This is a genomic window from Hymenobacter chitinivorans DSM 11115, from assembly GCF_002797555.1.
Classification (GTDB): Bacteria; Bacteroidota; Bacteroidia; order Cytophagales; family Hymenobacteraceae; genus Hymenobacter; species Hymenobacter chitinivorans.
The window spans coordinates 272,086-292,917 of sequence record NZ_PGFA01000001.1; the positions used below are offsets into that span (position 1 = coordinate 272,086).

Below are 20,832 nucleotides of genomic sequence, written 5' to 3' on the forward strand. Positions count from 1 at the left end.
CGGCCGGTTATGGCCGGGTATTTTTTTGCCTTTTTCGTGCTATGAGCAGGTTTTTCAATTACTTCCTGAACGGGTTTCTCATCGTGGCGCCCATCGGCCTGACGATTTACATCCTGTTTTCCATCTTCAGCTGGCTCGACCACACCTTCGACCTGAGCTGGGACGGGAGCCACATTCCGGGCCTGGGCCTGGTGCTGATCATCGGCATGATTACGGTCGTGGGCTTTATTGCCAAGTCGTTTATGGTGCGGCCGTTTCTGGTTATTGCCGAACGGGTGTTGCACCGCACCCCGCTGGTGAGCATCATTTACTCCAGCCTCAAGGACCTGTTCGACGCCTTCGTGGGCGACAACCAGAAGTTCAACCAGCCCGTGCTGGTGCTCATGAACAAGGCCACCCAGTGCTACAAAATGGGCTTTGTGACCCAAACCAGCATGACCGTCATTCACCGCGAGGCGCTGATGGCCGTGTACTTTCCGCACTCCTACAACTTCTCCGGGGAGCTGGTGCTGGTGCCCGCCGACAACGTGACCTACCTCGATTTGCCCAGCAGTGACGTCATGAAGTTCATCGTTTCGGGTGGCGTTTCCCGCCTGTAATTCGGGCAGCGTTGTTCAGGTAACAATCAGCGCGCCGCCGTCCGCAAGTAGCACTCAATAGTCAACAGTAGCCTGCCAAGCGCTGGTTTTGCCGTAGAACCTAACTGCTGATTGTTGCTTGTTGATTGATACCTGTTGACTGCTGGATGAAAACCACGCTGCATTTTCGGAAATATGGCACCGGGCCGCGGGTGGTGCTGGCGTTTCACGGCTACGGGCAGAACGAGGGCCACTGGCGCGGCATGACTGCCATGCTGGGCCCCGAGGTGACGCTCTACGCCTTCGACTTGTTTTACCACGGGCAGAGCAAGCTGGCCAAAGCCGATGCGCCCCTGCGCAAAAAACGCCTGGGCGAGCTGCTGGACCAATTTCTGGCCGAGCACGACATCAGCACGTTCGGGCTGCTGGCCTTCAGCATGGGCGCCAAGTTTGCCCTGACGGCCGTGGAGCAGTTCCCGGACCGGGTTGAAAAGCTCTGGCTGATTGCCCCGGACGGCATCAAAACCCAGTTCTGGTACGCGCTGGCCACTTATCCGCCCTGGATGCGGGGCATTCTGGGGCGGGCCGTGCTGCGGCCCGAGCGGCTGCTGCGCTTCATCAACACCCTGGCCCAGCGCCGCCTCGTCGATTCGGGGCTGGTGCGCTTTGCCGAGTGGCAGCTCGAAAGCCGCGAAAAGCGCCTGCGCGTATACCGCAGCTGGGTCGGGTTTCGCCACCTCGTGTTCGACACCCGCCGCCTGGCCTTTCTGCTGAATCAGCGGCCCACGCCCGTCACGTTTTTCCTGGGCAAGTACGACCGGGTAATTCCCCACGCCGGCCTGCAGGAATTCATTGCCTCCCTTAAAAATGCCCACACCGTGCTCCTCGAAGCCGGCCACGCCGGCCTGATCTACGACGTGGGCAGCTACCTGCGCCGCCACCCGGAGGAAGTGAAGTGGTAATGTGCTTAGGTGCTACTGTGGTTGAATGTGCTAATTTTTAATGTGGGTAGAATGTGCAGAATGTGCGAAATGTGCCAGTGCGAGGAGGCAGGACGAAGCCATCCGTGCTCTGCGCAGTACGAAGTGACCTTTTACCCAAAAGCTCTAACACCAGAGCGGACGTTAGGGCTTTTCACTTTAGAGGGTTAAGCACATTTCAGAGGACGGATGGCTTCGCAAGCTCGCAAGGACACGAGTATTCATTCCGCACATTCTACCCACATTCTGCACATTCTATCCACATTAAAAATTAGCACATTCAACCACAGTAGCACCTGAGCACATTAATCTCCTAGCTCCTGCTCGTAAAGGCGGGTGCTTTCCTCGTCGAAGGTGACGAAAACTACCTCTTTGGGCAGGTGGTGACTGGCTAGAAACTCCCGGACTTCGCGCACGGCAATGGCGGTGGCCTCGGGCTTGGGGTAGCCGTAGTCGCCGGTGCTGATGGCGGAAAAGGCGACGCTGTCGAGGCCGTGGTCGGCGGCTAGCAGCAGGCTCCGGCGGTAGCAGCGGGCCAGCAACTCGGGTTCCTGCTGCCGGCCGCCGTGCCAAATGGGGCCCACCGTGTGAATGACGTGTTGGGCGGGCAGCTGCCCGGCGTTGGTAATAACGGCTTCGCCGGTGGGCAGCCCGTCGGGGTAGTGCCGGGCCCGAATCTGGCGGCACTCCTCCACGATGGCCGGGCCACCGGCCTTGTGAATGGCCCCGTCGACACCGCCGCCGCCGAGGATGGTGGCATTGGCCGCATTGACGACGGCCGAAGTATCAAGCTTGGTAATGTCACCCTGGTAGAGCAGAATGCGGCCAAACGCCCGGGCCTGGGCGCGCCAATCGGCAGCAGAAGCGGAAGCAGCAGTAGGCATAGCGGAAAAGCAGGTTCGGTGGAAAAGCTGGTCCGGCGTTCTAAAAACACCCTAGCAGCCTGTACGCTTCATCCGGGAATTTTGCTGCTTCGGACCCGCGGCGGCCACAACTCGGTATATTAGGAGTTGCCTATGCAGTTGCGAATGAATAGGTTCGTCCCATCATCATTCACTTTTCTCCTCACTGCTATGGAAGCTGCCGACCGGGACCCCCAATTGTGGCGCATTGCTAAAGCCCGCGCCAAATTCAAAGCCCACCTCTTTACCTATCTGGTGGTAAACGCCCTGCTCTGGGGCATCTGGCTGCTCACCGACTTCAGCAGCGGCTGGCAGCACACCGGCCGGCATTTCAACTACATTCCCTGGCCACTCTGGTCCACCGTGTTCTGGGGCTTCGGCGTGCTGATGCAGGGCATTCGGGTGTACAGCGGCTTCGGCGGGCAGCAGTCGGAGCGGGAGTACGAGCGGCTGGTGCGCGAGCGGGAAGGTCGCTAAGCGGCTTCCCCTAACGCCGTTACTGGCCCACCCGCTGCCACCACGGCAGCTGGGGTAGCGGGCCGGCCCCGGGCGTTACGGGCTGGCCCAGCTCGGGCGTGGTGATGGGCAACTGCAGGCGGGCCGCTTCGGCCGTGGCCCGCTGAATAGGGTCGTTCCAGGCGTGGAAGGCTTCGCTGAACGCGCCCCAGTGCACGGGCAGCATCACCCGGGCCCGCACGTCGAGGCCGGCCTGCACGCTCTGCTCGGGCGTCATATGAATCTGGCTCCACTGCGCATCGTACTGCCCGCACTCGAGCAAGGCCAGGTCGAAGGGGCCATGCTGCCGGCCGATGGCCTGGAAGTGCGGGCCGTAGCCTCCGTCGCCACTGTAAAACACGCGTTTCGTGGCCGACTTCAGCACCCAGGAAGTCCAGGAAGTGGAGTTGCGGTTGGTGAGGCCCCGGCCCGAAAAGTGCCGCGCCGGTGTACTGACAATGGTCAGGCCCGGCAGCTGCACTGAGTCGTTCCAGTCCAGCTCCCGGATTTTGTCGGGTGCCACGCCCCAGGCCCGCAGGTGGGCCCCCACGCCCAGGGGCACGTAGAAGCGCCGGGTTTTGTCCTTGAGCCGCCGGATGCTCTGGTAGTCGAGGTGGTCGTAGTGGTCGTGGGAAATGAGCACGGCCTCGATGGCCGGCAGCTGCTCGGCGGTAATAGCCAGACTGGCGTTGTAACGCTTGGGCGTGACCCAGCTCACGGGCCCCATTTTCACGCTCAGCATGGGGTCCAGCAAGATATTGTAGCCCGCAATTTCCACCAGGCTGGCCGAGTGCCCAAACCAGGTGGCGCGCAGCAGCTCGGGCGTTTTGCGGGTGATGCTGAGCGAGTCGAGCGGCCGGGTGGGCAGGGGCGCGGGCGGCAGGCTGTTGGGCACCTTGCCGAAAAGAAACTTCCAGAGCATGCCCGCCATGCTGCCGCCGGTGCTGACGCTGGTCGGAATCAGGTTGCGGAACTCGCCGTCCTGGTAGCGGCCGGTTTTGGCGTAGGCGGCCCGCTCGGCCTTGGTGGGCTTGCCGCCCATTTCGGGGCTCAGATTGGCAAAAGCTACGCCGGCCACCAGCAAAATAGCCAGCAAGCTGGCGACGAGGCGGCCGAGGACGCGCGAAAATCTGGACATCAGGGAAGAATTGAAAACCGGGAAGAGCGTGGTTACTGCCGGTGCTGACGAAATGATACGGCAAATACTGTAATCCGGCAGGGAAGGGGCCGCCGGGGCTGCAACCTTCGGGAGCTGGTCGGTGTTTTACCCCATATGATTCGCCGCCTTCTTCCCCTCGCCCTGCTCGCGCCCCTGGCCCTGGGCTTTACCGCCGAAAGCCCCACCGCCGCGGCCGACGCCAACCTGAGCAAGATCAAACTGCCCGCGGGCTTTACCATCAGCTACTTTGCCCAGGGCGTGAAAAGCGCCCGGGAGCTGGCTGTGGGCCCCGACGGCACCGTGTACGTGGGCACCAAGGACGACAAAGTCTACGCCCTGCCCGACCGTAACAAGGACGGCCGCGCCGATGAAGTCGTGACCGTGGCCACCGGCCTGAACGCGCCCAACGGCGTGGCCGTGCGCAACGGCGCGCTCTACGTGGGCGAAATCAACCGGGTGGTGCGCTACGACAACATTGCCAAGACGCTCAAGCAGAAGCCCAAGCCCGTGGTAGTCTACAACCAGCTGCCCAACAAGGACTGGCACGGCTACAAGTACATTGCCTTTGGGCCCGACGGCAAGCTCTACGTGCCGGTGGGCGCGCCCTGCAACTCCTGCGAGCAGGAAGAAGCCATTTACGGCACCATCAACCGCATGAACCCCGACGGCACCGGCTTCGAAACCATAGCCAAGGGCGTGCGCAACACCGTGGGCTTCGACTGGAGCCCCGTGGATAAAGCCCTGTGGTTTACCGATAACGGCCGCGACCAGCTCGGCGACAACCTGCCCGCCGATGAGCTCAACCGCGCGGCCGCGCCCGGTCTGCACTTCGGCTTCCCCTACTTCTTCGCCGGCGACGTGCCCGACCCCGAGTTCAGCCAGGGCCGCTCGGCCGCTACCTACACCAAGCCCGCCCGCAAGCTCGGGCCCCACGTGGCCGCCCTGGGCATGAAATTCTACACCGGCAAGCAATTCCCGGCCCAGTACCGCAACCAGATTTTCATCCCCGAGCACGGCTCCTGGAACCGCAGCACCAAAATCGGCTACCGCATCAGCCTCGTCAAGCTCGACGCCACCGGCAAGCAGGCCACCAGCTACGAAACCTTCGCCGAAGGCTGGCTACAGGGCAAAACCAGCTGGGGCCGCCCCGTGTGCCTGCTCCAGCTGCCCGACGGCTCCCTGCTGCTCTCCGACGACCAGAACGACGCCGTCTACCGCATCAGCTACAAAGGCTAGTGGTTAATGTGTTTTGAATGTGCTGAGGTGCTAATGGGGAAAATGTGGTTGAATGCATTACTCGTGTCCTTGCGAAGAGGAATGACGAAGCCATCCGTCCTCGGCTAGTGACTAGTGACAAACGTCCTTTTCCCAGAAAGCCCTTTCCTACACGTGGTAGGAAAGGGCTTTTCACGTTAGAGGGCTCAGTATATTTCAGCGGACGGCTTGACGCCGCCAGATGCGCGGAATGTCCTGCGTCCTCGCAAGGACATTCAACCACATTCCCCACATTCAAGCACATTTCCCACATTCATCATTAGCCCATTCTCCCCCATTAGCACATCAGCACATTACACCTATCTTGCCTGCCGATGAAAAAACAGCGAGTGCCGAAGCGCGTGGTGGGCCGCCGGGAGTTGGTCGACTTTCCGCAGTTTGATATTCAGGGCGTGGAGGCCAAGGTGGACACGGGCGCCTACACGGGCGCCATTCACTGCTCCAACATCCGGGTGGAGCAGCTGCCCGACGGCCGCCAGATTCTGCGCGTCCAGCTCCTCGACGACACCCACCCCAACTTCAATGGCCGACCCATGTACTTTGCCGACTTCAGCCTGCGCGACATCAAAAGCTCCAACGGCGACGTGCAAGAGCGCTACGTTATCCAAACCATTATCCGCCTTTTCAACGAAGACTACGTCACCGAATTCTCCCTGTCCGACCGCAGCGACATGAAATATCCCGTCCTCATTGGGCGGCTGCTGCTGCGCCGGGGGCGGTTTGTGGTGGACGTGGCCCGGCGCAATGTTTCGGCTAAATTTCAACACGCCACGAACCAAGCGCGGCCTTAAGCGCTTTGGGTAGTTACTTTGCAAGCTCGCTTCTGCTCTTTCCTCTCTATCCTCCAAGACACCCTTTCCGATGAAACTTGCGATTCTGTCGCGTGAGCCGAAGCTGTATTCCACGACTCGTCTGGTAGAAGCTGCCCGGCAGCGTGGCCACGACGTGGCGGTTATCGACCATATGAAGTGCAACCTGGTGCTCGAAAAAGGGGCGCCCGGCATTGTATACCTCGACAATAAACTCGAAAAATTCGACGCCATCATTCCCCGCATCGGGGCCTCGGCTACCTTCTACGGCACGGCCGTGGTGCGGCAGTTTGAGATGATGAAGGTTAAGACGGCCGTCGAAAGCCAGGCCATCATCCGCTCCCGCGACAAGCTGCGCTCCATGCAGATCCTGTCCCGGGCCGGGGTGGGCATGCCCAAAACGGCTTTTACCAACTATTCCAACGAAGTATCCGAGCTGATCGGGCTCGTGGGCGGCGCCCCGGTTATCATCAAGCTGCTCGAAGGCACCCAGGGACTGGGCGTGGTACTGGCCGAGTCCGAAAAAGCGGCCCAGTCCGTTATTGAGGCCTTTCACAACCTCAAGGCCCGCATCATCGTGCAGGAGTATATTGCCGAAAGCAAGGGCGCCGATTTGCGCGCCTTCGTCGTGAACGGCGAAGTAGTGGGCGCCATGAAGCGGCAGGGCAAGGAGGGCGAATTCCGCTCCAACCTGCACCGCGGCGGCACCGGCACGCTCGTCAAGCTCACCCGGGCCGAAAAAGCCGCCGCCCTGCTGGCCACCAAAGCCCTGGGCCTGGGCATTGCCGGCGTGGATATGCTGCAAAGCAAACGAGGCCCACTGGTGCTGGAAGTAAACTCCTCGCCGGGCCTGGAAGGCATTGAAAAAGCCACCGGCCTCAACATTGCCGGCAAAATCATCGAGTACACCGAGGAACTGGCCCAGCGCAAGGTGAAAAAGGAAGGCGCCGGCACCAAGAAGAAAGCCCCCGAGCCCATGCCCGACTCGCAGTCGGACACGCCGCAGCGGTAGGCCGGCGGGGCTGGAATCGAAGGTCATGCGTTGGACCATCGTCGAATACGTGCCCCAATACGCCGAGCCGCTGCGGCTGCTGTACCTGCGGGCCCGGCAGCGGGCCTTTACCTGGCTCGATGCGGCGCAGTTTTCCTTGGAAGACTTCGACGCCGTAACCCGGGGCGAAACCATCCTCGTGGTCCTAAACCAGGCCGAGCCCGTGGGCTTTATTGCCTGGTGGCCGCCCGACAACTTTATTCATTCGTTGTTTGTCGCGCCTGAGCAGCATGGTCAGGGCATTGGCCAAGCACTGCTGCAGGCTTGTCTGGCGCGAATGGGCCGCCCGGCGACGCTCAAGTGCTTGCAGCAAAACACCAGGGCCCTGGGTTTTTATCGGGCCCTGGGCTGGACGATTACCGCCGAGGGCGACAGTTCGGAAGGGCCTTATTTTCTGCTGACGCTCCGGTAGCGGGCAGCAGTACGGCGGCAGGGGAGGAGCGGGAATGTGGCCGGATCGGGCGGGGAAACGCGGCCGGCTATACAGCAAACCTGTTGCGGCGGGGGCGGTTGTCTGATATTTTTTGAAACTTGCGGGCTTTCTGAGCGGGCAAGGGGCCGGCTCCCGGCCTGCGTCCGGCCGTTACGCAGCTTTACCGTTGCCTGCCCGTGCTGGAAGCCCCGTTTGTTGACCCCCCCGAGAATATGCTCATCAACGGCCTTACCATCCGGCCGGGCGAACAGGTCCTGACGCGGCTCGTTATTTCGCGCCTGCCCTCGGGCACCGTCATCGACGTGCCGGTGCACGTGTACCGCTCCGAAAAGCCCGGCCCCACGGTGCTGCTCATGGCCGGTATGCACGGCGACGAGGTGAATGGCATCGAAACCATCCGCCGCCTGATCCGGCGCGACCTGCTGCACCCGCTGCGGGGCTCCATCATTGCCATTCCCATCCTGAACATCTACGGGTTTTTGAACTTCAGTCGGGAAGTACCCGATGGCAAAGACGTAAACCGCAGTTTTCCCGGCCACCCGCGGGGTTCCTTGGCCAGCCGCGTGGCCCACCGCTTCATGCGCGAAATCATGCCCCTGGTCGACTGCGGCATTGATTTTCACACCGGCGGGGCGGCCCGCAGCAACTTCCCGCAGGTGCGCTGCCAGCTCGGCTCCCCCGACGGCGACGCCCTGGCCCAGGCCTTTGGGGCGCCCTTTACGCTGCACTCGTCGCTACGGCCGGGCTCGTTGCGGGAAGCCGCCTTCAAGCAGGGCAAGTCCATTATCGTGTACGAGGCCGGGGAGTCGCTGCGGCTCGATGAGGCTGGCATCGATACGGCCATTGCTGGCACGTTTCGGGTGCTGCACCACCTGGGCATGGTGCCCGAGGCCGCCCCGCCGGCCCAACCCACTATCGTGTGCTTGCGCCACACCTGGCTGCGGGCCAAGTTTGCAGGCCTGTTTCGGAGCCACGTGCAAAACGGGCAGTACCTGGAAAAAGGCCAGACTTACGGCAGCGTGGCCGACCCTTACGGCGAGCAGGCCGTGCGGCTGGAGTCGCCGGTGGCGGGCTATATTATCGGGCTCAACCACATGCCGGTCGTCAACCAGGGCGACGCGCTGCTGCACGTGGGGCTGGTTGACGAGGCCGAGGCCGCCCGGCTGGCCCGCAACCCGCCCTTCAACGAGAAGCCCGGCAGCCCCGAGGAATTGGAAGAAATAGAAATCGAATAACCACCGCTGCCGCCAGCAGCACCTTTTCTTTGCTCTTATGAGTTCAGTTTCCAATTTGCCGCGTACGACCCGCCTGCAGCTGCGCCCGTTTCAGGCCGCCGACCTGCCCGCCTTTGCCGCCTACCGCGCCGACCCCACCGTGGCCCGCTTCCAAAGCTGGGAACCCTACACCGCCGCCCAGGCCGAGGCTTTCGTGGCCAGTCAGGCCGGGGCAGTCATTCCGGCCCCGCCCGGCACCTGGGTCCAGATTGCCATTGCCCGCGCCGACACCGACGAGCTGCTGGGCGACTGTGCCCTCTGCCTGCAGGCCGATGACCCCCGGCAGGCCGAAATCGGAATTACGCTGGCCCCGGTCCACCAGGGACAGGGCTACGCCACTGAAGCGCTACGGGCCCTGCTCGGCTACTGCTTTCGGGAGCTGCACCTGCACCGGGTGATGGCCGTAACCGACTGCCTCAACCAGGGCTCGGTGGCGCTGCTGGCCCGGGCAGGCATGCGGCAGGAAGCGCATTTTCGGCAGCACGTCTGGTTTAAAGGCGGCTGGGGCGACGAATACGTGTATGCCCTGCTGGGGTCGGAGTGGCAGCAAAACCAGGGATAAAGGCCCTAACAGGCAGGTAGCTTGCCGCTTTTTGTGTTTCTTTGGTCAGCCATTGACGGGCTTTTTCTCTTTTCTCTCTTTTTCCTCGAATGAACAATCCCCTGCGCCTGATAATCGACGCCGTGCTGGTAGTGGCCGTAATCGTGCTATTCTACCTGCACTTCTCCTCCAAGCCCGCTGCGGCTCCCGCCGCTGCTCCGGCCGCCGCGGCCGTTACGACCCCCACCGCCGACCAAGACGATGACGACACCACCGCTACGGCCGCCGCTACCACGGTAGTACCCGTGGCCGATACTGATAAAGTAGCCTACGTGGAATCGGGTAAGCTACTGGAAGGCTACAAGGGCATGCAGGACGCCCGCCGCAGCTTCGAGGCCAAGGCCCGCGGTTGGGAGCGGCAAAACCAAGCCCTGGTAACCGGCTTCCAGAATGCCGTGCAGCAGTACCAGAAGCAGGCCGAGAGCCTCACGCCCGAGCAGCGCGCCGCCACTGAGCAGAAGCTCCAGGCCCAGCAGCAGCAGGCCGGCCTAGCCCAGGAAAAGCTGCAGCGCCAGGCCCAGGAAGAAGAAGCCAAGATGACCCAGCAGGTGCTGGGCCGCATCAACAAGCAGATTGAGCAGTACGGCAAAGCCAACGGCTACAAACTGATCCTGATTGCCGCGCCCAGCGGCACCATTGCCTACGGCCGCAAGGACATCGACATTACCGCCGCCGTGCTCAAGCACCTGAACCAGGAGTACAGCGGCAAAAAATAGTAGCTCTTCTATATGAACCTGGAAATGCCTGCCGTTTACGATAAAACGGCAGGCATTTTTACTTTCTCCCAGCCAACCTTTTGGCCCGACTTTTCATCCTCCGGTAGCGCGCCGGCTTATTGCTGACGCTGCCCCCGCGGGCCTTTGTTTTCCCTTAGCCACCTCTTTATCGTCCTTCTCTACTCTTTATTTATGAGCCGATTTCGCTCACTTCTGCTGCTTGGGGTCCTGCTGGCCGCGGCCCCGGCGGCCCGGGCCCAGCAGCCCGGCAAGCTTACCATTAGCGGCTACGTCCGGGACCAGGCCACGGGGGAAAACCTCATCGGCGTGGCCGTAATGAACCCCGCCACCGGCCAGGGCACGGCCACCAACAACTACGGCTTCTACTCCCTGACCCTGCCCGCCGCCAGTGACTCGCTGCGGCTGTTCGTGTCGTACCTGGGCTACGAGAAGGGGCGCTTTGCCGTGAAGGCTGAGCGCAACGTAAGCCACGACTTCCGCCTGCGGCCTTTGTCAGCCGAAATAGCTGGCGTGGAAGTGGTGGGCGCCAAAGAGGAAAAAATTGCCCAGAGCACCCGTATGGGCACTATCAACGTGCCCATTGCCCAGATCAAAACCCTGCCCGCGCTGTTTGGCGAAACCGACGTGCTCAAGGTGCTCCAGCTGCTGCCCGGTGTGCAGAGTGGGGGCGAGGGTACCAGCGGCCTGTACGTGCGCGGCGGCTCCCCCGACCAGAACCTGATTTTGCTCGACGGCACGCCGGTGTATAATGCGGCCCACTTATTCGGCTTTTTCTCGGTCTTCAATGCCGACGCGCTAAACAACGTGGAGCTGATCAAGGGCGGCTTTCCGGCCCGCTACGGCGGCCGGCTGTCATCGGTGCTGGATATTTCGATGAAGGAAGGCAACATGCAGGAGTTTCACGGCGAGGGCGCCATCGGCATCGTGGCCTCCAAGCTGACGTTGGAAGGCCCGATCAAGAAGGACACGGCCTCGTTTATCATCTCGGCCCGCCGCACCTACATCGACCTGCTGGCCCGCCCGCTGATCAACCTGGCGCTGGCCAACGAGGGCATTCCGTTCGACGAGCGGCCCACGGTGGGCTACTTCTTCCACGATTTGAACGGCAAGCTCAACTGGAAAGTAAGCCGCCGCGACCGGCTCTACCTGAGCGCCTACACCGGCTACGACAAGTTCTACGGCCGCTACAACGACAAGAACGACGACGGCACTTACTACAAGGAAAACGACGGCCTGGGCTGGGGCAACCTCACTGCCGCCCTGCGCTGGAACCACGTGCTCAATGACCGGCTGTTCATGAACACGCACTTCACCTACAGCAAGTACCAGTTCAACGTCGGCATTGCCCAGGAAACCAAGCTGCTCGACAACGGCCAGCCCCGGGTCGAGAAATTTGCCCTGCGCTACCTGTCCAACATCCGGGACCTGAGCCTGAAAGCCGACCTGGACTACGTACCCAATCCCGACCACTACATCCGCTTCGGGGGCCAGTACATTCTGCACTCCTTCCGCCCCGGCGCCCTGCAGGTGAAGGGTGAGGGTGCGGCCGACATTGAGTCGGGGGTGCAGACGCTGGCCAGCGAAGCCAGCCTTTACGCCGAGGACGACTACCGCCTCACCGACCGGCTCAAAGTCAACGCGGGCTTGCGCCTGAACAGCTTTTTGGTCGACAACAAGGTGTATCCGTCGGTGGAGCCGCGCTTGGCGGCCCGCTTCCTGCTCACCGAAGACTGGGCCCTGAAGGCGTCCTACGCCCGCACCACCCAGTACATTCACCTGCTTACCAACAGCGGCATCGGTCTGCCCACCGACCTGTGGGTGCCGGCTACGGCCAAGGTGAAGCCCCAGCGCGCCCAGCAACTCAGCCTGGGGGCGGCCCGCAGCCTGCAGCACAAGGGCGAAGAGTACGAGCTCAGCCTGGAAGCCTACTACAAGCCCATGCAGAACCTGATTGAGTACCGGGAAGGAGCCAGCTTCCTGGGTACCACCGACAGCAAGTGGCAGGACAAAGTCACTAGCGGGCAGGGCTGGGCCTACGGGGCGGAAGTGTTTCTGCAGAAGAAGTCGGGCCGCACCACGGGCTGGATTGGCTACACCCTGGCCTGGAGCAACCGCAAATTTGCCGAGCTAAACCAGGGCCAGCTCTACCCCTACAAGTACGACCGGCGCCACGATGCGTCCCTGGTTATCGTGCACAAATTCAGTTCCACCTTCACGCTCTCGGGCACCTGGGTGTACGGCACCGGCAACGCCACCACGCTGTCGGAAGGCCGGTTTCGGCTGGCGCCCAACGAGCAGTACGAGGAGTACGGCCCGCGCAACAGCTACCGGATGCGGGCCTACCACCGCCTGGATCTGGACCTAAGCAAGACCAAGAAAAAGAAGTGGGGTGAAGTGGTGAACAGCTTCAGTTTGTATAACGCCTACAGCCGCCGCAACCCCTACTACATGTACCTGGCGCGCGACTACGACTACCAAACCGGCCAAAACAAGTCGGTGTACAAGCAGATTTCGCTGTTTCCCATTATTCCGTCCTTCAGCAAGAGCTTTAAATTCTAACCCGCCTTTTTTATGCTGACGCTATTTACCCTGAATCGGCGGAGTGCGGCCCTAGCGGTGCTCAGTGCTGGCCTCGTGCTGAGCGGCTGCGAAACCGTTATCGACCTGCCCGAGCCCGCGCACACGCCGCGCATTGCGCTGAAGTACATTCTGAGCAACTACACCACCCAGCGTCAGCACGACGAGCTGGCCAACACCCGCACCCTGTTTGTGAGCACCAGCCAGCGGATTTTTTCCACCAAGGACGTGCGGGGCCGCAAGGATGCCACGGTCGTTATTCTGGACGAGAACGGGACCGAAGTCGAGCGGTTTCAGCCCGTGCCGCCCACCTCGCCCTACGACACGTTCAACATTGGCACCTACCAGCCCACCCGCAACCTGAAGGGGGAGCCCGGCCGCACCTACACGCTGCAGGCCTCGCTGCCGGGCTTCGAAACGGTGGAAAGCAAGCTGACTCTGCCCGCCGTACCAGTTATTGAAAGCGCCACGTTTATTAAAAATGTGAGCAAAAGTGACCAGAGCAACGTCTATGGCCAGCTTTCAATAACGGTAGCCGACGACCCGGGAGCCACCAACTACTACGTGGCCTTTGCCCGCGTCGTGGACTCGCAGAACAACCAGTACCAGGGCTGGTCGCAGGTGGATATTGCCACCGACGAAAGCGACGTGGACGTGGACCTGGGCCAGTTCCAGCTCTCGACCATTTACTCGTTTCAGGGTTACGGTTACGATTTGTTCCCCTTTGCTGATGCCGCCGTGAACGGCAAGCGCTTTTCGCTGACGACCAACGTGCGCTACTACGACGGCTACTGCCCGCAGGCCAGCAACTGCCAGCGCCCCGACTACATGGAAGTGTACGTGACCAGCATGACCCAGGACACTTACAACTTTTTTCTGGCCCGGCGGCGCTACAACGACAGTGAAGGCAACCCGTTTGCCGAACCCGCGCCGCTGCCGTCCAACATCCGGCCCGGCTACGGCTTGTTCGGCGGCATGACCGACGCCGTGTACCGCATCAAGCTGCGCTAGAAACAGCTGCTGCGTATCTAGGCCGGCGCCCGATTAAACCCTGGGGCCGAAGGCTGGTCTTACTATTGAACCGGCTTCTATCAACCGGTGCTCGTGGTATGAAAAAGCTGCTGAAGTTTCCGTTTCTCTTGTTGTTGGTGCTCGTCAGTGAAGGACTGACCAGCTGCGTGGCTTCCGCCCAAACGGCCGTGGTGGGCCCGCCGCCCCGCTACTACGGCTACGGCCCGCGCTACTACCGGCCCCGGCCGGCGCGGGTGGTAGTCGTGCCCCCGCCGCCGGTGTACGTGCGGCCCCGGCCCGTCATTGTAGCGCCGGCGCCGGGGTATTACCACTACAACGGCCGGCCGCACCGCTACGTGCGGGTGCGCTGAGCATAAAGCTGGCCTTGAGCCCTGCCAGCCAACACGCAAAACACCCCGTCGGCAGCTGCTGGCGGGGTGTTTTGCGCGTTAGGGTTTACCGAAAAGCTACTCCTTGACCAGGCGCTGCACGGTGGCGCCTTCGGCCGTTTGCACCTGCACCGAGTACAGGCCCGCGGGCAGGCTGCTCAGGTCTAGGGACAAGCTCAGGGTTCCGGCCTGGGCGCGGACCTGCCGGTGCTGCACGGGCTGCCCCAGGCTGTTGAGCACCATAACGTGGGCGGCGGCTCCGGCCTGCTGCAAGCCGCTGAGCTGCAGGGTAGCAGTGCGGGAAGCGGGGTTGGGGTAAAGGGCTACCTGGGCGGCCAGGCTGCCGGGGCGGGCGGCTAATACAAAGCTCTGGTAATCGTAGTAATAGAACTTGTTGGCGTTGACGAAGACGTGGTTTGTGGCGTCAACCCGCTGGTACAAGCGGCGAATAATGTCGTTGTTAGAGTTGAAGGCGTCGAAGTAACGCTGGCCCGAAGTCGGCTGCCAGGCGTTATTAGTCCAGATTTCGACGTAGAAGTTTAGCTGGTTGCCCTGGGCGTCGTAGGTGCGCGTAGTGCGGCTGTTATCAACCCAGCTGGTACCGGCCAGGCTCTGCGTTACGGTTACGTTGTTGTTGGAGCCGGCCGCGTAGGTGGTCGTGGTGCGCGAGGATAGTGCCCAGGCGTTGTTGCTCCACGACTGGTTTTCGTAGTACGTGAGCCGGTTCTGGGTGTCGTAGATGAAGTTTGTGGCCCGGGAGGCGTTTGCCCAGGCGGTATTAACCCAGGTCTGTAGCACGTAGCTGCTGTAGAGGGCCGAAGTACCGGAGTAGGTGTACTGGTAGCGGGTGCTGGGCCCGTAGACCTGGCTGGTGCTGTTCCAGTTACTTTGCATTTCTTCCGTCAGGCGGTTTTGCGTATCGTAGGTGGTCATAATCTGGTAGCCCGACGTTATTTTCCAGGCGCCGTTGGTCCAGGTTAAGGTCGAGTAAGACGTCATCTTGCCCTGCGCATCGTAACCGTACAGATACTGGAACGTGTTTACCCAGGCCCCGTTGGTCCAGGTCTGGGAGGTTTGGCTGAGCATGCGGCCCTGGGCGTCGTAAGTCCAGTTTGTTTGTGAGCTGTTCTGCCAGGCCGAATTCACCCAGTTTTCGGTGAGGGAGGTGGTGGCCTGGCCAGTCGGGTTGTAAGTATAAGTCAGCCGGTTGAGGGGTGCCCGCGTGGCCGAGTCCACCGAAATAGCCTGTTGCAGCAGAGCCTGGGCCGTGTAGGTCAGGGCCGTGCTGTTGGGTGCCGAGGTCCACTGATTCGAAGAGGTAATCCAGTTGTAGCCCGTCGAGCGGGTGTTCCGGCGCACGGTTGTGGAGCGGGCCGCGTCGGCAGCATTAAACGGGACATCCAGCGGGTTGCGCGGCACAAACTGGCGCTGGGCCGCGGCTTGCGTGAGTTCGGCCAGTGCGGTTTGGGCCTGGGCCGAGGACCAGGAAGCGCCCAGCGTTGCCAGCAAGAGGAGTAAAGGTTTTTTCATTGGACGTGCGTTAGGTGTGGTGGATGAAGGGAGGCAGGCGCGAGCTAATGCTCTGCTGAAGCACGAACAAATTTGCTGACCACCCACCGGCTTTACAATACCGACTTGTAGGTAAAATGGGCCGGCAAATTCCGGATAAAGGCTGCTTCGGGCGCCAGAGCACTACCTGGGCCGCAGAACCGCCCCAAACCAAAAACGGCCCCGGGTTACCGGGGCCGTTTGCCAATAGGAGGAGCCGAAGTCCGCTGCGCTAGAACGTAAAGCGCAAGCTCACGGCCGCGTCGTTGTAGAAACCGGTGTAGCCGTGAAATACCTCGAAGAAGGGCTTGTAGTCCACGCCCACCACGAAGGGCAGTTCGGGCATTTTGTACTCCAGGCCCAGAATCAGGTCGGCGCCTATGGCTACGTAAGTCGCGTCGTCGTAGCGGTAGTTGTAGAGCACGTACACGTCCTTGTTTTTGCGGCCGTAGCGGTAAAAACGGGCATCTTCAAAATAGTAGCGGCCCTGGTAAGCGCCGGCGTGAAACCCGGCACCGTAGTAAAACTGCAGGCCGCGCACGTCGGGCACGCCCAGGTGCTTTTCGCCCAGCAGCGTGAGCCGGGCCCCGCGCGCCGCGTATTCGGTGGTCACCAGGGCTTCGAGGGCCACGCCGTTTTTGCCGCTCATGAAGTGTTTGATGGTCAGACCCGACGACCAGCCCCCGCCGCGCAGGCCGATGCCGGTGCTGTAGCCCGAGCTAGAGCCCCCGCCGGAGGACTTCTTTTTGGTTTGGGCCGATACCAGCGTGGTGCTGCACAGCAAAATCACGCCGAGTAGGAGAGAGGAAATACGCTTCATACGTTCGGGAACTGCTTAGAGAAATGTGGACAAAAGTAAGCAGCCCACCCGGACTTAGCGCCGCAAAGTACGGCCCACCGCAATTTCATCCGATAAGTGCACTTTAATCCCGCCTCCGTCATCTTCGGCGGCCCGCAGCATGGCCTGGGCCACGGCAGCGGCCGGTACGCCTCTGTACTTGCGCAGCGGCCCCAGCAGCAGCGGCCTGAGCACACTCAGCAGGACGGCGCCAATTCGTTCCCCGGCCCGCTTTTCGGCCCGCTCGCCCAGCAGCAGCGACGGGCGGAAAATATGAATTGCCCGGAATGGCAGCTGCCGCACGGCGTCTTCCATTTCGCCCTTCACGCGGTTGTAGTAAAAGCGTGAATCGGCCGCGGCGCCCATGGCCGACACAACCATAAACTGGGCCGCGAAGTTGGCCGCCGTCAGGGCGGCCAACTTCACCACGTACAGGTAGTCGACTTTGTAGAAAGCCTGCTTGGAGCCGGCCTGCCGCATGGTAGTGCCCAGGCAGCAGAACACGTCGTCGGCAATGAGCGAGAGGCGGTGCTGCTCCAGCTGGTCCATGTCCAGCACGCGCTGCTCCAGCTTGGGGTGTACCATGGGCACCGGCCGCCGGCCCACGGCAATGACTTTGGCGTAACGGTCGGAGGCCAGCAGCAGAGGCAGCAGTTGACTGCCAACGAGGCCGCTGGCGCCGGCAATAAGAGCAGTTTTCTGGAGTTTCATGGGGCAGAGGGAGCGGAAAGCGGAACGGCTGGACCAGGAAAAGGCCGGCCTACCATACGCAGGATTGCCGCCCGGGACTACGCCCCGACGCCAACTATTTTCCCTCTACCAGACGCGTTTGCTCGGGCAACAGTTGTACCAGGCCCTGCTTATATAACGAGCCCAGCGCTTTCTTGAACACTTTCTTGCTCATGCCCAGGCGGCGGTAAATGTCGTCGGCCTCACTTTTGTCGGAGAGCGGCAGGCTGCCATTGGCCTTGCGCAGGGCGTCCAGAATTACCTGGGCCGCGTCGAGGGCCTCGGCGTAGCCCAGCTTTTGCAGGCTGATATCGAGCTTGCCGTCGGGCCGGATCTGGCGCACGTAGCCCGTAGGCGTGTCGCCCAGGCGCAGGGGCTTAAACACCTCGTTGTAATACAGCAGGCCCTGGTGGGTACCATTGACGATGGCCGAGTAGCCCAAATCGGTTTCGGCGGCAATGAAGAGCTGCACCTCGTCGCCGGTCTGGCCGGGGAAGGGCTCCTCGCTCAGGAACCGGTCCCACTTGGCCGTGGCCACGATACGGTCCGTGGTTTCGTCCAGGTACACGTACACCGTCACGCGCTGGCCGGGGCGCAGGTTGCGCCACTGGTTGCTGTAGGGCAAGAACAGGTCCTTTTCCAGGCCCCAGTCCAAAAAGGCGCCCACGCTGCTCACGTCGCGCACGGTGAGGGCCGCAAACTGGTTGACGCGCACGTAGGGCTCCAGGGTAGTGGCAATGAGCCGGTCTTCGGAGTCGCGGTACACGAACACGCGCAGCCAGTCGCCGACCTGGGTACCCTCGGGCACGTACTTGCCCGGAATCAGCAGGTCGCCGTCGTCGGAAGTCAGATACAAGCCAAAATCGACCGCGCGGGCCACTTCCAGTTCGTTAAAATCGCCTAGCGCAAGCATACAGTGAAGGAGTGAAGTAGTGATGTAGTGAAGTAGGGCTGGAGCAAAGGTAGCCGATCCGGGGCGGTACACCGTGCGCGGGTCCGCCCAATGCTCATACGGCCGGATAATGCGAGAAAGCTGCCGTTACCAACGATGGTAAGAATGGTTTTCGGGCGTAGGATGGCACTGCGCACGAGTGTAAGGATAGGTTTCGCGCGAAAACCATCCCTACACTCGTGCGCAAGGCTGGTTTTCGCGCGAAAGATGGCCCAGCACTCGTACGCAACGGTAGTTTTCGCGCGAAAGATGGCACTACACTGGAATGCAAGGGCATCTTTCGGGCGTAGACCTCTTTCCAAACATTTGGAAGGCAGGTCTACGCCCGAAAGATGCCGTTCCAACTTTTTGAACGAAGGGTTACGCCCGTAAGATGGCGTTCCAACTTTCTGAATGGAGGGTTACAGGCGCCAACTGGCATTCAGAAAGTTGGAACGCCATCCTGCGACGCAAACGCGCCCTGAGAACAAAAAATCACTCATTCGCTCCTTCGCTCCTTCACTACTCGTAGCGCACGGTGTTGGGCTGGGCGAAGTTGAAATCGGGGAAGTCGTAGTAGGGGCGGGCGTTTTCGAAGACGCGGAAGCCGTTGGTCGTGGTTTGGCCCCGGGGGTAGAAGCCCAGCAGCAGCTGCACGGTGCGCACGGCAATGTACTCGTTGCGCAGGCGCAGGCCCAGGCCAAAACCGGTGTAGGGCGTGTTGCGGAAGGGCAGCTCCTGGCCGGGCTTGTTAGCCAGCCAGGCCGCATCCACGAAGGCCACGCCGGCCACGCGGAAGCCCAGGAAGGAAACGGGCGTAAAGACGGTGGTTTCGTAGTTGAGCACGAAGCGGCTGGTGCCCCGCATGTCCGAAGAAAAGCCCCGCAGGCCCCGGTTACCGTCGATGAGCAGGCCTTGCTCGCCGGGCAGGCGGTTGAAGCCCAGGGCCGAGCGGTTCCAGAAGAAGTGTCGCCACTGCCAGTTGCCGGTGTGGTAAAGGCGGGTAAAGTACAGTACCTCGGTGCTGAGCAGGCCCTGTTGCCAGTCATGGTCGCGCTGTCGGATAAAGGAGCCAAACTCCCCGCTCAAGTACAGGTAGCCATTGCGCAGGCTGAAGCCGCCGGTGGCCGCGCGCAGGGCGTAATACGTGCGGTTGGACTTATCGTTGAAGTCGTAGCCGGCGGTTAAACTTAGGAGCGTGCCGGTCGGAATGTCCTCGGTGCGGCCGAAGCCGAACAGGTACTTGTCCTTGTAGTAGCGCCGCACGCTGTAGCCCACCGTGCCCAGCACCAAGGATGAGTTGAGGTAATCCGGGTTGGGCCGGGCCGTGTAGTTCGTGTTAATTATCCGGCCCGAGACGATGAGACGAGCGGGGTTTTCGTAGCCCAAATCATAACTGCGCAGCCGAAACGAGCGGCCCAGCCAGGCATCCTTGATGCTGTAGTCGGCCGGCAGGTACGTCGTGGGCTGGTCGGGCAGGGTCAGCGGGATGCCCTGCTGGGAGAGGCGCACCGATACGGCCCCGGCGTAGCGGGTATTGAGCGAGTAAAAGTCACGGGAAAAGCTGATGGCCTGCTCCCGGTACTGAAACTCGTTGCGGTAGCGCACCTGCCCGTTGATAAAGTTGCGGAACGGCACCACGTAGCTGCCCTCGTAGCTCCACGACTGGGGCTCGGTGCGGCCGTACTCGAAACGGTTGCGCACCTGGTGGCCCTGGCCCAGGAAGTTGATGTCGTCGGCTTCGACCACGCCCGCGCCCACGTCGCGCAGCTGGAAGTTGGCCCCGATGCTGAACACGTCCTTGGTAATAATGCGGATGTCGACGCTGTCCTGGGTGGTCGTTTCCTCGTCCACAAATACGCGGGCGTCGAGCAGCTCGGGGGTTTGGCGCAGCAGACGCTCCGATTCGGCCAGGGCCTGGGGCGCTAGCTCTTCGCCCATCCGAAACAGCAGCAACTGCCGCACCCGGGCCCGGGAGGTCGTCACGTGAAAGCTGTTGCCGGTGCGCTCCAGAATGTTGCGCGGCTCCCGCGTGGGGTCCGACACGCTGTAGCCAAACGCGTCGAGGGCCCGGATATCAATGCGGCGCACGATTTTGTAATTGTGCTGGTCAAACTGCCGGTCGAGCAGCTCCACGTCGATGCCGACCCGGTCTTCCTGGCGCTCGGTGAAGTTAAAGATGGCCGAGGCGGCCTTGCCGGCAATGGTTTTGCGGCGGGTATAGGCCTTCAGGCCCGTGAGCACCCGCTCCTGGTCGAAGCGGCGGCGCAGGGAGTCGCGCCGGGTTTCGGGCTGGGTCCGCATCGAGTCCGTCACGACGGGCTTGGCAGGCTGCTGGGCCCGGGCGCTGCCCGCTACCAATAGCAGCGCCAGCAGCCCCAGGAGGCGGCGCAGCACGGGGGGAGCAGACCAGAGGCAATGGTTCATGAAACGGCAACAACACGGTGGCTGGCGGCCCGGCCAAAGAGCCGGCGGCAAAGCCCTACTCGGCAAGTTACGAAGCAGCAGGGGCGGT

General features: G+C 61.8%; 20 protein-coding genes. 13 read left to right on the plus strand and 7 right to left on the minus strand.

The features are described from left to right. Window positions 1-41 precede the first annotated feature (41 nt). The gene (locus CLV45_RS01025; protein WP_100334541.1) at window positions 42-599 is read left to right on the plus strand and encodes a DUF502 domain-containing protein; all 558 of its coding nucleotides are present in this window, start codon (window positions 42-44) and stop codon (window positions 597-599) included. 146 nt (window positions 600-745) lie between these two features. Beyond that, complete coding sequence (locus CLV45_RS01030) at window positions 746-1,540, plus strand: alpha/beta fold hydrolase (RefSeq protein ID WP_100334542.1); 795 nt, start codon at window positions 746-748, stop codon at window positions 1,538-1,540. Window positions 1,541-1,863: 323 nt separating this feature from the next. Here the strand turns inward: CLV45_RS01030 and CLV45_RS01035 are convergent, their stop codons facing one another. Next, window positions 1,864-2,442, minus strand: coding sequence for an O-acetyl-ADP-ribose deacetylase (locus CLV45_RS01035; protein ID WP_100334543.1), 579 nt, complete (start codon window positions 2,440-2,442; stop codon window positions 1,864-1,866). A gap of 189 nt (window positions 2,443-2,631) precedes the next feature. Between CLV45_RS01035 and CLV45_RS01040 the strand changes: the two genes are divergently transcribed. Next, a complete protein-coding gene (locus CLV45_RS01040; RefSeq protein ID WP_157807214.1) occupies window positions 2,632-2,937 on the plus strand; it encodes a 2TM domain-containing protein in 306 nt (101 codons plus the stop codon). 19 nt (window positions 2,938-2,956) lie between these two features. Here CLV45_RS01040 and CLV45_RS01045 read toward each other — a convergent pair whose 3' ends face one another. Next, window positions 2,957-4,093, minus strand: coding sequence for an MBL fold metallo-hydrolase (locus tag CLV45_RS01045; protein ID WP_100334545.1), 1,137 nt, complete (start codon window positions 4,091-4,093; stop codon window positions 2,957-2,959). Between the two features lie 135 nt (window positions 4,094-4,228). Between CLV45_RS01045 and CLV45_RS01050 the strand changes: the two genes are divergently transcribed. The 10 genes from CLV45_RS01050 to CLV45_RS01095 all read left to right on the plus strand — a co-directional run bounded on the left by CLV45_RS01050 (window position 4,229) and on the right by CLV45_RS01095 (window position 14,253). Then, window positions 4,229-5,350: a PQQ-dependent sugar dehydrogenase gene (locus CLV45_RS01050; RefSeq protein ID WP_100334546.1), complete on the plus strand. Its 1,122-nt coding sequence runs from the start codon at window positions 4,229-4,231 to the stop codon at window positions 5,348-5,350. A 353-nt stretch (window positions 5,351-5,703) separates the two neighbouring features. After that, the gene (locus tag CLV45_RS01055) at window positions 5,704-6,180 is read left to right on the plus strand and encodes an ATP-dependent zinc protease family protein (protein ID WP_100334547.1); all 477 of its coding nucleotides are present in this window, start codon (window positions 5,704-5,706) and stop codon (window positions 6,178-6,180) included. Between the two features lie 70 nt (window positions 6,181-6,250). After that, window positions 6,251-7,210, plus strand: a complete 960-nt coding sequence (gene rimK, locus CLV45_RS01060) for a 30S ribosomal protein S6--L-glutamate ligase (protein ID WP_100334548.1) — start codon at window positions 6,251-6,253, stop codon at window positions 7,208-7,210. A 25-nt stretch (window positions 7,211-7,235) separates the two neighbouring features. Next, a complete protein-coding gene (locus tag CLV45_RS01065) occupies window positions 7,236-7,661 on the plus strand; it encodes a GNAT family N-acetyltransferase (RefSeq protein ID WP_100334549.1) in 426 nt (141 codons plus the stop codon). Between the two features lie 197 nt (window positions 7,662-7,858). Next, window positions 7,859-8,917, plus strand: coding sequence for a succinylglutamate desuccinylase/aspartoacylase family protein (locus CLV45_RS01070; protein WP_317045086.1), 1,059 nt, complete (start codon window positions 7,859-7,861; stop codon window positions 8,915-8,917). Between the two features lie 37 nt (window positions 8,918-8,954). Then, window positions 8,955-9,518, plus strand: coding sequence for a GNAT family N-acetyltransferase (locus CLV45_RS01075; RefSeq protein WP_100334550.1), 564 nt, complete (start codon window positions 8,955-8,957; stop codon window positions 9,516-9,518). 89 nt (window positions 9,519-9,607) lie between these two features. Further along, complete coding sequence (locus CLV45_RS01080; protein WP_100334551.1) at window positions 9,608-10,273, plus strand: OmpH family outer membrane protein; 666 nt, start codon at window positions 9,608-9,610, stop codon at window positions 10,271-10,273. Between the two features lie 192 nt (window positions 10,274-10,465). Continuing rightward, the gene (locus CLV45_RS01085) at window positions 10,466-12,853 is read left to right on the plus strand and encodes a TonB-dependent receptor (protein WP_100334552.1); all 2,388 of its coding nucleotides are present in this window, start codon (window positions 10,466-10,468) and stop codon (window positions 12,851-12,853) included. A 12-nt stretch (window positions 12,854-12,865) separates the two neighbouring features. Continuing rightward, entirely contained in the window at window positions 12,866-13,882 is a 1,017-nt protein-coding gene (locus CLV45_RS01090; RefSeq protein WP_100334553.1) for a DUF4249 domain-containing protein, read from the plus strand. A gap of 98 nt (window positions 13,883-13,980) precedes the next feature. After that, window positions 13,981-14,253, plus strand: a complete 273-nt coding sequence (locus CLV45_RS01095; RefSeq protein ID WP_100334554.1) for a hypothetical protein — start codon at window positions 13,981-13,983, stop codon at window positions 14,251-14,253. A gap of 96 nt (window positions 14,254-14,349) precedes the next feature. On the opposite strand, the gene CLV45_RS01100 is transcribed toward CLV45_RS01095, so the two are convergent. The 5 genes from CLV45_RS01100 to CLV45_RS01120 form a co-directional block, all read right to left on the minus strand. Continuing rightward, window positions 14,350-15,801 carry a T9SS type A sorting domain-containing protein gene (locus tag CLV45_RS01100; RefSeq protein WP_100334555.1) on the minus strand — a complete coding sequence of 484 codons (1,452 nt, stop codon included), beginning with the start codon at window positions 15,799-15,801 and terminating at the stop codon, window positions 14,350-14,352. A 250-nt stretch (window positions 15,802-16,051) separates the two neighbouring features. Beyond that, window positions 16,052-16,639: a hypothetical protein gene (locus CLV45_RS01105; RefSeq protein WP_100334556.1), complete on the minus strand. Its 588-nt coding sequence runs from the start codon at window positions 16,637-16,639 to the stop codon at window positions 16,052-16,054. A gap of 54 nt (window positions 16,640-16,693) precedes the next feature. Next, window positions 16,694-17,368 carry an NAD-dependent epimerase/dehydratase family protein gene (locus CLV45_RS01110; RefSeq protein WP_100334557.1) on the minus strand — a complete coding sequence of 225 codons (675 nt, stop codon included), beginning with the start codon at window positions 17,366-17,368 and terminating at the stop codon, window positions 16,694-16,696. Window positions 17,369-17,462: 94 nt separating this feature from the next. Beyond that, window positions 17,463-18,299, minus strand: coding sequence for a CvfB family protein (locus CLV45_RS01115; protein ID WP_100334558.1), 837 nt, complete (start codon window positions 18,297-18,299; stop codon window positions 17,463-17,465). Window positions 18,300-18,839: 540 nt separating this feature from the next. Continuing rightward, entirely contained in the window at window positions 18,840-20,714 is a 1,875-nt protein-coding gene (locus tag CLV45_RS01120) for a BamA/TamA family outer membrane protein (protein ID WP_100334559.1), read from the minus strand. Window positions 20,715-20,832: the final 118 nt, after the last annotated feature.

Coding starts and splice junctions, on each gene's coding strand:
- CLV45_RS01025 (WP_100334541.1), top strand. CDS start 42: ATGAGCAGGTTTTTCAATTACTTCCTGAACGGGTTTCTCATCGTGGCG.
- CLV45_RS01030 (WP_100334542.1), top strand. CDS start 746: ATGAAAACCACGCTGCATTTTCGGAAATATGGCACCGGGCCGCGGGTG.
- CLV45_RS01035 (WP_100334543.1), bottom strand. CDS start 2,442: ATGCCTACTGCTGCTTCCGCTTCTGCTGCCGATTGGCGCGCCCAGGCC.
- CLV45_RS01040 (WP_157807214.1), top strand. CDS start 2,632: ATGGAAGCTGCCGACCGGGACCCCCAATTGTGGCGCATTGCTAAAGCC.
- CLV45_RS01045 (WP_100334545.1), bottom strand. CDS start 4,093: ATGTCCAGATTTTCGCGCGTCCTCGGCCGCCTCGTCGCCAGCTTGCTG.
- CLV45_RS01050 (WP_100334546.1), top strand. CDS start 4,229: ATGATTCGCCGCCTTCTTCCCCTCGCCCTGCTCGCGCCCCTGGCCCTG.
- CLV45_RS01055 (WP_100334547.1), top strand. CDS start 5,704: ATGAAAAAACAGCGAGTGCCGAAGCGCGTGGTGGGCCGCCGGGAGTTG.
- rimK (WP_100334548.1), top strand. CDS start 6,251: ATGAAACTTGCGATTCTGTCGCGTGAGCCGAAGCTGTATTCCACGACT.
- CLV45_RS01065 (WP_100334549.1), top strand. CDS start 7,236: ATGCGTTGGACCATCGTCGAATACGTGCCCCAATACGCCGAGCCGCTG.
- CLV45_RS01075 (WP_100334550.1), top strand. CDS start 8,955: ATGAGTTCAGTTTCCAATTTGCCGCGTACGACCCGCCTGCAGCTGCGC.
- CLV45_RS01080 (WP_100334551.1), top strand. CDS start 9,608: ATGAACAATCCCCTGCGCCTGATAATCGACGCCGTGCTGGTAGTGGCC.
- CLV45_RS01085 (WP_100334552.1), top strand. CDS start 10,466: ATGAGCCGATTTCGCTCACTTCTGCTGCTTGGGGTCCTGCTGGCCGCG.
- CLV45_RS01090 (WP_100334553.1), top strand. CDS start 12,866: ATGCTGACGCTATTTACCCTGAATCGGCGGAGTGCGGCCCTAGCGGTG.
- CLV45_RS01095 (WP_100334554.1), top strand. CDS start 13,981: ATGAAAAAGCTGCTGAAGTTTCCGTTTCTCTTGTTGTTGGTGCTCGTC.
- CLV45_RS01100 (WP_100334555.1), bottom strand. CDS start 15,801: ATGAAAAAACCTTTACTCCTCTTGCTGGCAACGCTGGGCGCTTCCTGG.
- CLV45_RS01105 (WP_100334556.1), bottom strand. CDS start 16,639: ATGAAGCGTATTTCCTCTCTCCTACTCGGCGTGATTTTGCTGTGCAGC.
- CLV45_RS01110 (WP_100334557.1), bottom strand. CDS start 17,368: ATGAAACTCCAGAAAACTGCTCTTATTGCCGGCGCCAGCGGCCTCGTT.
- CLV45_RS01115 (WP_100334558.1), bottom strand. CDS start 18,299: ATGCTTGCGCTAGGCGATTTTAACGAACTGGAAGTGGCCCGCGCGGTC.